A 12,824-nucleotide genomic window follows, 5' to 3' on the forward strand; every position below is an offset into this window, starting at 1 on the left:
CGTCAACCATAAAGCGGAAACAACCAAAATATCAAAAATGAAAATAGCCATCATAGGAGCCGGGAATTTAGGCCTTTCCATTGCGAAGGGAATTTTAAATTCGAACGGTGCCACGACCATGTATCTCACGAAGAGAAACACTGCCGAGATAGAAGAGTATGAAAAGTATGGAAATGTAACCATCACTTCAGACAACCGGGAAGCCGTTAAGAATTCCGACATCCTTATTTTGGCCGTGCAGCCCAGTCAGCTCGAAAATATTCTGGAAAGCACCAAGGATCTGCTTACCGAAAACCATGTGGTGATCTCTACCATTACCGGTTTCAGCATTGCAAAAATGGAAAGCATTCTGGGTACCGACCACAATATTATCAGAAGTATGCCCAACACCGCTATTTCGGTAGGGCAATCAATGACCTGTATCTGCAGTAACGAAAAAGGCAAAAAGAAAATCGATTTGGCCAAGGCCATTTTCAACCGTATGGGGCATTCCATGGAAATACCCGAAACACAAATGCAGGCCGCTACGGTTATTTGCGCAAGCGGAATTGCCTTTTGGATGCGCTTGATACGGGCCACGACCCAAGGGGCCATCCAACTGGGTTTCGATGCCAAGGAAGCTCAGGAACTGGCCATGCACACCTGTAACGGCGCTGCCAGCTTGTTAATTGAATCGGGCAGCCACCCGGAAGCGGAAATCGACAAGGTTACCACCCCAAAGGGCTGTACCATTCAAGGTTTGAACGAAATGGAACACCAGGGGCTAAGCTCCTCCCTTATCCAAGGGATTGTGGCTTCCTATGAAAAAATCAGTAGAATCAAAGAGAATCAGTTGTAGAACGTCTCGCTAAAATTAGGTGTAGAACACAAGCGTCGCACCCTAGTAAAAGTTATGAATTTATTCGATGTTTACCCATTATACGATGTAACCCCAGTCTCGGCACAGGGAATAGTAGTAACCGATGACAAGGGAACGGAATACTTAGATTTTTACGGAGGTCACGCCGTAATCTCTATTGGCCACTCCCACCCGCATTACGTAAAGCGCATCACCGAGCAGTTGAACAAAATAGGGTTTTACAGCAATTCAGTAAAAAATCCCTTGCAGGAGGAATTGGCCACAAAACTCGGACAGCTTTCCAATTGTGAAAATTACAATCTGTTTTTGTGCAATTCAGGGGCCGAGGCCAATGAAAACGCCTTAAAACTGGCTTCTTTCCACACCGGAAAATCTAGGGTCATTGCCTTCACCAATGGGTTTCACGGGCGTACTTCCGCGGCTGTTGCCGCTACGGACAATCCCAAGATAAACGCACCGATCAATTTACAACAGAAGGTTACCTTTCTCCCCTTTAACGACTTACAGGCCTTTCAGGCGGAAATTGAAAAAGGCGATGTTTGCGCCGTTATCATAGAGACCATACAAGGGGTTGGCGGATTGGACGAACCTAGCACCGAGTTTTACCAAGAAGTGGCATCGCTTTGCAAGGCCAATAAAACGGTACTGATCGCAGACGAGGTACAATGTGGTTTCGGCCGAAGCGGTAAATTCTTTGCTTTTCAACACCACGACATTCAACCCGATATTATTTCGGTTGCCAAAGGTATGGGGAACGGCTTCCCCGTAGGCGGCATTTTGATCCACGAAGACATTAAGGCTTCCCTCGGAATGCTAGGCACCACTTTTGGGGGGAACCATTTGGCCTGTGCGGCCACATTGGCCGTTTTGGAAGTCTTGGAAGACGAAAAACTCATTGAAAATGCCGCCCATCTGGAAGGCTACTTCAAGGCCCTGGCCGCAGATATCCCACAAATCAAAAGAGTAAAGGGAAAAGGCCTTATGCTAGGCCTTGAATTCGATTTTGAGGTGGCCGGCCTAAGAAAAAACTTGATCCACAACCAAAAACTATTCACCGGGGGCGCAAAAGACAAACATGTGTTGCGCGTACTTCCCGCCTTAAATATTACCAAAGCCCATTTAGACACTTTTTTCACCGCCTTAAAAGCAGAATTGTAATGAGTTTATTATTGGACATAAAACAACGCAATGCCGTACTTTCCGACATGGCCCAATTGCTCGAACAAGAACGGACCGCTATCTTGGCGGCCAATAAAATAGATTTGGACAGCTATTCGGGCGATGACCTTGCCATGAGGGACCGCCTTAAGGTTGACCAAGAAAAAATAGACGGCATGATCTTGAGCCTGCAGCAACTTGCGGCACAAGAAGATCCCTTGGGTGTCGAACGCTTTAGTTTCACCCACGATAACGGTATGCACGTAAGCAATAAAACGGCTCCTTTCGGAACCATTCTTATTATTTACGAATCTAGGCCCGATGTTACCATCGAAGCGGCCGGAATCGCTTTTAAATCGGGCAACAAAATCCTATTAAAGGGAGGAAAGGAATCGTTGAACAGCAATTTATTCCTTGTCGATTTATGGCATAAGGCCCTAGAGGCCAACGGAGCCGAAACGGACTGGGTGACTTATTTGCAGTTCAACAGAACTGAAACGCAGGCTTTTCTCGAAAAGCCCAACCAAAAAATAGACCTTATCGTACCTCGGGGAGGCGAAAGGCTGATCGCCTTCGTAAAAGCGCACGCTACCTGCCCCGTTATCGTAAGTGGACGCGGAAACAACTTCGTTTACATCGATCATGAGGCCGACCTAGAGATGGCCATAGACATCATCATCAACGCGAAGACAACCAAAATATCGGCCTGCAATGCCTTGGACAAAGTACTTGTTTCTTCCGACTTGCCCCGAAAACAGCAATTCCTCCAACACTTGATCCAAGAGTTGCAAAAGAGCAAGGTCGAAATTCTGGCCGACGAGGCCATTTCAGGTATGGAAGGCACAAAGACCATAGACGACGAACAGATCTGGTACGAGGAATTTTTAGATTATAAGATCGCCATCGGACAAAGCTCCGATATCGAAGATGCCATATCTAAAATAAACACTTATGGTGGCGGGCACTCCGCAGCGATCATCACGGCCAACGACGAAACGGCCGAATACTTCATGAACAATGTAGATACGGCCGCCGTATACCATAACGCTTCCACCCGTTTTACCGACGGGGGCCAATTTGGCCTAGGTGGCGAACTGGCCATCAGCACCGATAAATTGCACCAGCGAGGCCCAATCGGACTTCAGCATTTGGTCACCAATAAATGGTATGTAAAAGGAGACGGCCAGACCCGAAGGTAGGAATACGGCCAGAGGGCTCGACCAGCATTCGCGCCTCGGCATAAACGATGAAATAGAACACCGATGAAAAAACGGATCTTATTAAAAATAGGCTCGAACACCCTAACCAAGGAAACCGATCAGATTTCTAGGGGAAAGATAGAGGATATAGGGAGGCAGATCGCTTCGCTCAAAGACGACTATGAATTTATCATCGTAAGTTCGGGGGCCATTGCCGCCGCCAAACAGTTCGTAAAGTTGGAGCACAACGGAGAGGACATTAACGTAAAACAAGCCTTGGCGGCCATTGGCCAGCCCCACCTGATGCGTATGTTTCAGGAAAGTTTTAGGGAACTCGGCCTATTTGCGGCCCAATGCCTTTTATCGTACTCCGATTTTGAGAATCCGAAATCAAAGGCAAACATCAAGAACACCATTGATATTTTGGCCAGCAACAATTTTATTCCGATCATTAACGAAAACGATACGGTAGCCGCCGATGAGATCCAATTTGGCGATAACGACAAACTGGCCGCATTGACCGCGGCATTGCTCAAGGCCGACCTTTTGTTGATTGCGACCAATACCAACGGTATCTATACCAAAACCTCAATTGAAAACGGGCAACCCGAAACGATTTTTGAAGTTTTGGGCATCGATAGCCTGCAACAAGAGATCAGCTCGCATAAGTCGTCACACGGTACGGGCGGCATGCAATCTAAAGTAGAGGCCGCAACCATTGCCCAAAAGGCCGGCATTGAAACCTGGATCGTCAACGGCCTTAACGACAATTTTATAAGCGACGCCTTTAGGGGATCGGGAAAGCATACGAAGATCAAAACCAAGGACGGCCACTTTTTAAAAGGCCACTGAAGCAAATCCATAGAAAAAATTAGAACAGCCAGAGAAACAGGACACAGATGAAACATTACCTTTCCGTACAAGACATAGATTCATTGGACCATTGGGTGGAAGAAGCCCGAGACCTAAAAGAAGATCCCAAAAAGCACAAGAACCTAGGTTCCGACAAAACGATTGGGCTATTGTTCTTCAACAACAGTCTCCGTACCCGCCTAAGCACCCAAAAAGCCGCTATGAACCTTGGTATGGAAGTTATTGTCATGAACTTTGGAAGCGAAGGATGGGCTCTGGAATACGCCGATGGTACCGTTATGGACCAAGGCACTTCCGAACATATCAAGGAGGCCGCGCAAGTGGTTTCGCAGTATTGTGACATTATCGCCATTAGGGCCTTCGCCGGACTTAAGGACAAAGAAGAGGATGAGGCCGAGAAAGTCCTAAACGGATTTAAAAAATACGCTTCCGTACCTATCGTGAATATGGAAAGTTCGGTAGGCCATCCTTTACAAGCCTTGGCCGATGCCATTACCCTGGCCGAACAGAATACCAAGGCACGTCCTAAAGTGGTGCTTTCATGGGCCCCGCATCCGAAGGCGCTTCCACATGCCGTAGCCAATTCATTTGTAGAAATGATGCATTTACAGGATGCCGACTTTGTGATCACCCATCCCGAAGGCTATGAACTCAATCCCGAGATCACCAAGGGGGCGACCATCGAATACGACCAGAAAAAGGCTTGCGAAAATGCCGATTTCATCTATGTAAAAAACTGGAGCAGCTATAGCGACTACGGAAAGGTGCTGAACCAAGATAAAAATTGGACGATGACCCCTGAAAAAGTGGGTAAGGCCAAATTTATGCACTGTCTACCGGTACGAAGAAACGTTGTGGTGGCCGATGCCGTTTTAGACGGCGACCGATCACTGGTCATCGAACAGGCCAATAACCGAACCTATGCCGCCCAGATCGTACTGAAAAAAATCTTGGAACAATAAGCCCATGAAATTATCCATTGTCAAAATAGGCGGTAACGTCATTGAAAACAAAGAAGAACTTTCTAAGTTCCTAAAGGCGTTTTCCGAATTGGACGGCCCGAAAATCTTGGTCCATGGCGGCGGAAAACTCGCCACCCAACTGGGCAAAAGGCTGGGCATAGAATCGAAACTCATCGGCGGACGCCGCATTACCGATGCCCAAAGCCTCGAACTCATTACCATGGTCTATGGCGGACTCGTAAACAAGAACATCGTGGCCGAACTACAATCCCTTAACTGTAATGCCATTGGACTCAGTGGCGCCGACGGCAATACCATTCAAGCCCATAAACGGCCCGTAAAGGAGATCGACTACGGCTTTGCAGGCGATGTTGACGGCGTGAGCGCCCCAACGGTCTCCAAACTCTTGGAAGCGGGACTTACCCCTGTTTTCTGTGCCATGACGCATGATGGAAAGGGACAATTACTGAACACCAACGCAGATACCATAGCCTCTGAACTATCCATTGGCATGAGCGAAAACTACGAAACCACCCTGTATTATTGTTTTGAAAAAAAGGGGGTTTTAATGGACGTAAACGATGACGCATCGGTGGTAAAACACATCGATAGCCAATCGTACCAAAGTTTACTTGAGCAGAACGTCATCGCTGACGGCATGCTTCCCAAAATGGAAAATTGCTTTCACGCCCTAAAACGAAACGTACACCAGGTACGTATTGGCGATATCGGCATGCTCGACCCTAATTCTACTTTATTCACGACCCTCACCCTATAAAAATGGAACAAGCAGCATTAACGCAAAAAGCGATAGAATTACTAAAGGAACTGATTTCGATACAGTCGTTTTCATCGGAGGAAGACAAAACTGCCGACGCCATTGAAAACTGGTTCAAAGCTTTTGACATTCCCTTTAAACGACACCTTAATAACGTGTATGCGGTGAACAAGCACTTCGACGAAAGCAAGCCCACGCTTCTTCTCAATTCGCACCACGATACGGTGAAACCGAATTCGGCCTATACGCGAGACCCCTTCCTTCCGCATATCGAGGATGGCAAACTTTATGGATTGGGCAGTAACGATGCAGGTGGCGCCTTGGTTTCCCTTATTGCTACCTTTACACACTACTACGCCGAAGAAAACCTCAACCACAACATTTTGATGGTAGCTTCTATGGAAGAAGAAAGTTCCGGGCCCAATAGCCTTAGGGGACTTTTACCACACCTACCCAAAATTGACGTAGCCATAGTGGGCGAACCTACGTTATTGGATTTGGCCATAGCCGAAAAGGGATTGGTTGTTTTTGATGCAGTCATCAAAGGTACACCATCGCATGCCGCACATCCGAACGACAACAACTCCATTTACAACACCATAGAAGTTTTGGAGTGGTTCAAAAATTATAAGTTCGACAGGGTTTCCGACGCACTCGGACCTGTAAAATTAACGGTCACACAAATTAACGGAGGTTCCCAACACAATGTCGTTCCTGCGCAGGTAGACTTGGTTATAGATGTAAGGGTGAACGATAAATACACGAATAGTGAAATTGCCGAAATCTTAAAAAAGGAAGCACCTTGCGAACTAAAGGAGCGCTCTTTAAAACTGAACTCTTCGGCTATTGATATAAACCACCCTTTAGTGCAGTCGGGAATCGCATTGGGAAGAAAGACCTACGGCTCGCCTACACTCTCCGATCAAGCGGCCCTGAGCTGTCAATCATTGAAATTGGGCCCTGGCGATAGTACCCGTTCGCATTCTGCCGATGAATATATTTACGTTCATGAAATTGAAGAGGGAATTGATCTGTACATTAACTTATTAAAAGGATTCTTAAAACAGAATTAAGTACTGAGTACAAAGTATTAAGTTTCACTTAATCTTAGACTTTGTACTTCGTACTGATTACTCAATACTTATAAAAATGAAACTCTGGGACAAAGGCTTTAGCACCGACAAAAAAATAGACCATTTCACCGTGGGAAACGACCGCGAACTCGATCTGCACTTGGCGAAGTACGACGTGATCGCTTCGCAGGCCCACGCCAAAATGCTGGGTAAAATAGGATTGTTGACCGATGAGGAAACCTCGGACTTGGTCAAAGAATTGGATGCCATTGCCGAAACCATTGAAAAGGGTGAATTCACCATCGAGGATTCGTTTGAGGACATGCACTCCAAAATAGAGTACGTACTCACCGAAAAACTAGGGGACACCGGTAAAAAAATACATACGGCCCGATCGCGAAACGACCAGGTTTTGGTGGCCATGCACCTCTACCTGAAGAACGAACTGACCGAGATAAAATCGGGAACCAAGGAACTGTTTGATTTGTTATTGGAACTTGCCGAGAAATACAAAGACGTATTACTTCCTGGGTATACCCACTTACAAATTGCCATGCCGTCTTCTTTTGGCCTATGGTTATCGGCCTATGCGGAGAGCCTTATCGACGATTTGTATTTTGTCGATGCCGCCTATAAAGTGGCCGACCAAAACCCCTTGGGAAGCGCTGCGGGTTACGGAAGTTCCTTCCCCATAGACCGTAGTTTTACGACCAAGGAAATGGGTTTTGAGACCCTGAAATACAACGTAGTCGCCGCTCAAATGGGCCGGGGCAAGGTGGAAAAAGCTACAGCCTTCGGGATGGCCAATATTGCCGCTACCCTATCAAAACTGGCCATGGACATCTGCCTGTACATGAGCCAGAATTTCAACTTTTTGTCCTTTCCCGACGAACTGACTACCGGTAGTAGCATTATGCCGCACAAAAAGAACCCCGATGTTTTTGAATTGGTTCGAGGCAAGTGCAACAAGCTACAGAGCATTCCCAACCAGTTGACCTTGGTCATCAACAACCTGCCCAGTGGCTACCACAGGGACCTGCAATTGGTAAAGGAAATCATCGTGCCCGCCATTCAGGACATGCAGGCCTGTTTGGAAATATTGACTTTCAGCCTTAAGGAAATGAAAGTGAACAAAGGCATACTGGAAGACCCCAAATACGACTATCTCTTTAGTGTCGATACACTGAACGAACTCGTACAGAGCGGCATGCCCTTTAGGGACGCCTATAAAAAAATGGGGATGGAGATCCAGGAAGGCACCTTTACCCCTAAACGCGACATCCATCATACCCATGAAGGTAGTTTAGGGAATTTGTGTTTGGAGGAAATTAAAGGGAAGATGGACAAGATTTCTTAAATTGGACAAGGTATCACAGAAATAAGGCTTCATGAGAACGCATAAACAGTACATTCATTTATTTTTTTTGATTTTAGTAATGGTGGTGGCGCCAAGTATAAACGCCCAAGACACCTATCAAAGGAATACGTCCGCCGATGTACAGAACTATGTGTTCGCCCTTCGCCTATCCGACGAATCAAACAAGATAAAGGGCGAGGCCGAAATTACGGTGGCCTTTAAAAACGGGGTAAATCCCTTTGCCTTGGACCTCATTGCCCAATCGGGAAATTACGGTATGGATGTTTCCGGTGTTTTTGAAGGTGATACCCCGGCCAACTACAGCTATGAGGGAAATAAAATAAAAATTGCCCCTGGCCCATCCGAAGAAAAAACCCGCACCTACCGAGTGCTGTATGAAGGTATTCCTGAAAGGGGACTCGTTATAGACACCACCAAATTCGGACAGCGTTCCTTCTTTGGCGATAACTGGCCGAACTTGGCAAGGCATTGGCTTCCATCGGTAGACCACCCTTACGACAAGGCATCGGTAGAGTTCCGGATTACGGCCCCCGCCTACTACGACGTGGTGGCCACGGGCGAAAAAATAGAGGAAAGCAACCTGGGCAACGGCCTAAAGCTCACCAGCTATAAAGAACCGGCCCCGGTAGCCATGAAAGTCGTGACCATTGGGGTTACCAAATTTGCGAGCAAACTATTGGACGAGGTTTACGATATTCCCGTTTCGGCCTGGGTATATCCCGAAAACCGACTTGAGGGTTTTTCCGATTACGGGGTGGCCACCAAAGTATTAAAATACTTTATCGACAACATTGGTCCGTATTCCTACGCCAAACTCGCCAATATGCAGGCCAAGACCCAGTGGGGCGGATTGGAAAACGCTGGTACCATTGCCTATTTTGAAAATTCCGTTACCGGAAAAAACGAGGTAGAAGGACTCATAGCCCACGAAGTCGCCCACCAATGGTTTGGCAATTCGGCCAGTGAAAAGGACTGGAACCATGTGTGGCTCAGTGAAGGTTTTGCTACCTACTTCGCTATACTCTATCAGGAAAGTGTGTACGGCAATGAGAAGCGAAAAGAAGAATTGGAGCTTGATCGCAAGCAAATCATCGACTACTACCTAAAGCATCCCTCACCCATTATAGACCCTAGCATTACCGACCCGATGAAAGTGTTAAGTGTCAACACCTATCAAAAAGGCGGTTGGGTATTGAACATGCTACGCCATAAGCTTGGCGATGAAAGCTTTTGGAAAGGCATACGGACCTATTACAAAGCTTTTCAGAACTCGAACGCCATATCGGCCGACTTCCAGAAAATAATGGAGGAGGTTTCCGGAGAAGACCTAGAGACCTTCTTTCAGCAATGGCTTTTCACCAAAGGACACCCAGAACTCAAATGGGACTGGAGTTACAACAAGAGGAAGCTACAAATCAACATAGCGCAGCTCCAAAAACATCACATTTTTAAATTTCCCTTGGAAATAGGGGTCATAAAAGACGGTAAGATTACGACCTACACAACAGAAATCGATACGGCCGTAAAAAAGCATACCATAAAAATGGATTCTAAACCCGACAAGGTAATCCTAGACCCGGAATCTTGGCTGTTGTTTGAGGAAAAGAACGATTAGAGAAACGATAAAATCTAGATTTTCGGTTAAAAAAGTTCTAGAAAAGACAAAACCGATACGAATATCGGTCTTAAGGCTTGTTGCCGTTTACTTAAACAAATAAACTATGACACAAAGATGTAGCTTTTATAACTTTCAAAAGTTACCTTAACCTTACTTTATGGTTATCGAATCCAATCTATTTCCAGTATCGATTCGATTATTTAATCATACCCAAATTCACTACCTCCTGTTCGGTCAGGTAGCGCCAATGTCCCCTAGGTAAATCTTTTTTGGTAAGACTTCCATAAACCACACGGTCTAGTTTTATGATATCATAACCCAAGGTCTCAAAAATACGTTGAACGATGTTGGTTCGCGTACTGAAAATCTCCATCCCAACTTGGGTTTTAGGAGCCTTGTCTACAAAACTGATATCTTGTACCCTCACCACTTTCTCGTCAACGGTAAGACCGTCTTGGATCTTCTTCATGTCCGCACTACGCAAAGGTTTGTTCAATTCGATATGAAAAATCTTTCGCAATCCGTTTTTAGGACTGTTCAGACGTTTGGTCAATTCGCCGTCATTGGTAAACAACAGGAGTCCTGTCGTATCTTTACTCAGTTTACCAACAGGCTTGAGCTCTGTTTTTGTCGCTTTGGAAATCAGGCCTAGGGCCGTACGTCTCCCCTGCTCATTTCTGCTGGCAGTAGTAAAGTCCTTCGGCTTATTCAGTAGTACGTACTCTTTTTTAATAGGGTTCAACAAGCGACCATCGAATTTTACTTCGTCGGTAATTTTCACTTTATACCCCATCTCGGTTACCGGTTTTCCATTTACGGTCACACTGCCCGCGGAAATATAAATATCAGCTTCCCTACGTGAACATACGCCAGAATTGGCCACATATTTGTTCAAACGCATCACGTTGGGATCGGATGGCGCCTTAGGTGCTTCCGTATTCTTTTTTAAAGGTGAATTGCCACGAGCATAACTCTTCTTTCGAAAAGTACCACCTTGCCTCCCTGAGGCTCTCTTATCATTGTTGGAATCTGATCTGCCCATATCTATAATTTATGCAAAGGTAGCTTTAATCTTTGAACTCTACGGTAGATTGACGCTCCCGATTTACGGTAAGCTTCGTTACATCCGGTCTTGAATAGTGCCCTACGGGATCAAAATTTTGGCGTTCTTCGTAAACCCTGTTAAAATCGAGGCTGTGATACAACAGGCCTTCCCTATCTATCACAGGCTCAACCAACCATTCCCCATCAGGACCCGCTATACACGATCCTCCATTGGCCATCACTTCGGGTGCCTTTTTTAATATTTCAGATAAATGCGGGGTCGTTTCAGGAAAATCTTCCCTTTTCATCAACGAAGAAACGGAAACCACAAAACTGCGGGACTCGCGTGCTATAAAACGTGTAATATCCCTTGTATTGTGATCGCTCCCTGGCCAAACGGCAATATGCAAATTTTCTCCCTGTCCGTAAAGGGCGGTTCTCGGCAATGGCATCCAGTTCTCCCAACAGTTGAGTCCTCCAACGGTAAATTCCTTTAGGGGATGAACCTGAAGTCCGTTTCCATCACCCGGCGCCCACGTCAGGCGTTCGTCATAAGTAGGCTGCAATTTACGGTGTACCGACTTGATTTTACCATTTGCATCAATGTATACCAAGGAACAGTACAAACTATGTCCTCCCCTATTCCGGGCCCTTTCTATCATTCCCAAATAAACGGCTATCTTGTTCTCTTGCGCCAGTTTACATACCGAATCAAGTTCGCCCGTTTCAATCTGTACGGCATTGCGGGCGTAGTGGGCATGCAGTTCTTTATTGACCTTGGTATCCCAAGCGGCACCATCGGTCAAGGCCAACCAGAACGGATAACCGGGCAAAAGGGCTTCACCAAAAACCACAAGCTCCGCTTTTTCAACCGCGGCTTCCTGAATGCAAGCCTCTATTTTTTTAAGCGTCGCTTCCTTATTCAACCACACCGGGGCGATTTGGGCCATGGCCACTTTCAGTATATTTTCCATTATAAAATCCTATTTAATACTAGGTCGACATCTATCAAGAGAATGCTAAAAACACCTACGATGATGATCAGTTTAAGAATGTTGTGCAACCACACATAATCTTTCTTTGATTGTGACCTAACCAACAGCACCAAGAACAGGATCAAAAGGAGCACACAGGCCATAAAATAGTAATTCATATACCCTACATCAAACTTAAGGATCAATAACAGGGAAGGGATCAAGGTGAGCAAGATCAAAATCGAAATAAGTATCTTAGAAACCTTTCCCCCATATAAAATAGGAATGGTCTTATAGTTGTGTACCAAGTCCCCTTTTATATTTTCAAGATCTTTTATCATCTCACGGGCCAAAATGAGGAGAAACAAGAACATGGCATGTACGAATATGACCGTTTCAAAATTCTTGTAATAGACGAATACCGCAAAAAAGGGTGCGATGGCCAAGGTTGCGGAAACAAAATTGCCCACAAAGGGCAGTCGCTTCAACTTATGCGAATACAGCCAAATACCAAAAATATAGGCCGAAAAGAAAAACACGGCCTTAAACGAAACATAGCTTGCCGCTATGACCGCCAAGAAGTTAAGGATAAAGTAAGTACTGAGCTTGAACTGCTGACTGATAAACCGGTCGATCATGCTCTTTCTCGGCTTATTGATCAAGTCTTTTTCGGCATCGTAAAAATTGTTGATGATATAGCCTCCGGCAATGACCAAGGCCGATGATACGACAATAAGAAAAAGGTTTAGGTCAAAAATTACCTCGCGAAGCGGTAATTGGTGGGCCAATATATAAATGGACGCCAAATACTGGGCTAAAATGACCATTAAGATATTGTAGCCGCGAACCACAGAAAACAGACCAAATACCTTTAATAGTAAAAGCCTATGTTTTCTACTAAGCATGTG

General features: G+C 45.7%; 12 protein-coding genes. 9 read left to right on the forward strand and 3 right to left on the reverse strand.

What is annotated here, in order from left to right; all coding sequences use genetic code 11:
- The first annotated feature begins 37 nt into the window (after positions 1-37).
- The 9 genes from proC (at position 38) to B4Q04_RS01335 (ending at position 9,895) form a co-directional block, all read left to right on the forward strand.
- Positions 38-838: a pyrroline-5-carboxylate reductase gene (gene proC / locus B4Q04_RS01295; RefSeq protein ID WP_013992595.1), complete on the forward strand. Its 801-nt coding sequence runs from the start codon at positions 38-40 to the stop codon at positions 836-838.
- A 54-nt stretch (positions 839-892) separates the two neighbouring features.
- Complete coding sequence (locus B4Q04_RS01300; protein ID WP_088695773.1) at positions 893-2,017, forward strand: aspartate aminotransferase family protein; 1,125 nt, start codon at positions 893-895, stop codon at positions 2,015-2,017.
- Entirely contained in the window at positions 2,017-3,216 is a 1,200-nt protein-coding gene (locus B4Q04_RS01305; RefSeq protein WP_013992597.1) for a glutamate-5-semialdehyde dehydrogenase, read from the forward strand. Before B4Q04_RS01300 ends, B4Q04_RS01305 begins: the two co-directional genes overlap by 1 nt.
- Before the next feature lie 63 nt (positions 3,217-3,279).
- Complete coding sequence (proB, locus tag B4Q04_RS01310; RefSeq protein ID WP_088695774.1) at positions 3,280-4,068, forward strand: glutamate 5-kinase; 789 nt, start codon at positions 3,280-3,282, stop codon at positions 4,066-4,068.
- Positions 4,069-4,115: 47 nt separating this feature from the next.
- The gene (locus B4Q04_RS01315; RefSeq protein ID WP_013992599.1) at positions 4,116-5,051 is read left to right on the forward strand and encodes an N-acetylornithine carbamoyltransferase; all 936 of its coding nucleotides are present in this window, start codon (positions 4,116-4,118) and stop codon (positions 5,049-5,051) included.
- A 4-nt stretch (positions 5,052-5,055) separates the two neighbouring features.
- A complete protein-coding gene (gene argB, locus B4Q04_RS01320; protein WP_088695775.1) occupies positions 5,056-5,829 on the forward strand; it encodes an acetylglutamate kinase in 774 nt (257 codons plus the stop codon).
- A gap of 2 nt (positions 5,830-5,831) precedes the next feature.
- Positions 5,832-6,902, forward strand: a complete 1,071-nt coding sequence (locus B4Q04_RS01325) for a M20 family metallo-hydrolase (protein ID WP_013992601.1) — start codon at positions 5,832-5,834, stop codon at positions 6,900-6,902.
- Between the two features lie 76 nt (positions 6,903-6,978).
- Positions 6,979-8,259, forward strand: coding sequence for an argininosuccinate lyase (gene argH / locus B4Q04_RS01330; RefSeq protein ID WP_088695776.1), 1,281 nt, complete (start codon positions 6,979-6,981; stop codon positions 8,257-8,259).
- Between the two features lie 31 nt (positions 8,260-8,290).
- Positions 8,291-9,895 (forward strand): M1 family metallopeptidase, encoded by a 1,605-nt coding sequence (locus B4Q04_RS01335; RefSeq protein WP_236630953.1) that lies wholly within the window; start codon positions 8,291-8,293, stop codon positions 9,893-9,895.
- 199 nt (positions 9,896-10,094) lie between these two features.
- On the opposite strand, the gene B4Q04_RS01340 is transcribed toward B4Q04_RS01335, so the two are convergent.
- From B4Q04_RS01340 to B4Q04_RS01350, 3 genes are read right to left on the reverse strand one after another with little or no spacing between them, the layout of a single operon-like run.
- Positions 10,095-10,940, reverse strand: coding sequence for a pseudouridine synthase (locus B4Q04_RS01340; protein ID WP_046287369.1), 846 nt, complete (start codon positions 10,938-10,940; stop codon positions 10,095-10,097).
- A 25-nt stretch (positions 10,941-10,965) separates the two neighbouring features.
- The gene (locus B4Q04_RS01345) at positions 10,966-11,916 is read right to left on the reverse strand and encodes a carbon-nitrogen hydrolase family protein (RefSeq protein ID WP_088695778.1); all 951 of its coding nucleotides are present in this window, start codon (positions 11,914-11,916) and stop codon (positions 10,966-10,968) included.
- Positions 11,916-12,821 carry a geranylgeranylglycerol-phosphate geranylgeranyltransferase gene (locus B4Q04_RS01350; protein ID WP_088695779.1) on the reverse strand — a complete coding sequence of 302 codons (906 nt, stop codon included), beginning with the start codon at positions 12,819-12,821 and terminating at the stop codon, positions 11,916-11,918. Before B4Q04_RS01350 ends, B4Q04_RS01345 begins: the two co-directional genes overlap by 1 nt.
- Positions 12,822-12,824: the final 3 nt, after the last annotated feature.

Source organism: Zobellia sp. OII3, from assembly GCF_002211465.1.
Lineage (GTDB): Bacteria > Bacteroidota > Bacteroidia > Flavobacteriales > Flavobacteriaceae > Zobellia > Zobellia galactanivorans.

Bases quoted from the DNA above. Each gene is read 5' to 3' on its own strand.
- proC (WP_013992595.1), top strand. From the start codon at position 38: ATGAAAATAGCCATCATAGGAGCCGGGAATTTAGGCCTTTCCATTGCG.
- B4Q04_RS01300 (WP_088695773.1), top strand. From the start codon at position 893: ATGAATTTATTCGATGTTTACCCATTATACGATGTAACCCCAGTCTCG.
- B4Q04_RS01305 (WP_013992597.1), top strand. From the start codon at position 2,017: ATGAGTTTATTATTGGACATAAAACAACGCAATGCCGTACTTTCCGAC.
- proB (WP_088695774.1), top strand. From the start codon at position 3,280: ATGAAAAAACGGATCTTATTAAAAATAGGCTCGAACACCCTAACCAAG.
- B4Q04_RS01315 (WP_013992599.1), top strand. From the start codon at position 4,116: ATGAAACATTACCTTTCCGTACAAGACATAGATTCATTGGACCATTGG.
- argB (WP_088695775.1), top strand. From the start codon at position 5,056: ATGAAATTATCCATTGTCAAAATAGGCGGTAACGTCATTGAAAACAAA.
- B4Q04_RS01325 (WP_013992601.1), top strand. From the start codon at position 5,832: ATGGAACAAGCAGCATTAACGCAAAAAGCGATAGAATTACTAAAGGAA.
- argH (WP_088695776.1), top strand. From the start codon at position 6,979: ATGAAACTCTGGGACAAAGGCTTTAGCACCGACAAAAAAATAGACCAT.
- B4Q04_RS01335 (WP_236630953.1), top strand. From the start codon at position 8,291: ATGAGAACGCATAAACAGTACATTCATTTATTTTTTTTGATTTTAGTA.
- B4Q04_RS01340 (WP_046287369.1), bottom strand. From the start codon at position 10,940: ATGGGCAGATCAGATTCCAACAATGATAAGAGAGCCTCAGGGAGGCAA.
- B4Q04_RS01345 (WP_088695778.1), bottom strand. From the start codon at position 11,916: ATGGAAAATATACTGAAAGTGGCCATGGCCCAAATCGCCCCGGTGTGG.
- B4Q04_RS01350 (WP_088695779.1), bottom strand. From the start codon at position 12,821: ATGCTTAGTAGAAAACATAGGCTTTTACTATTAAAGGTATTTGGTCTG.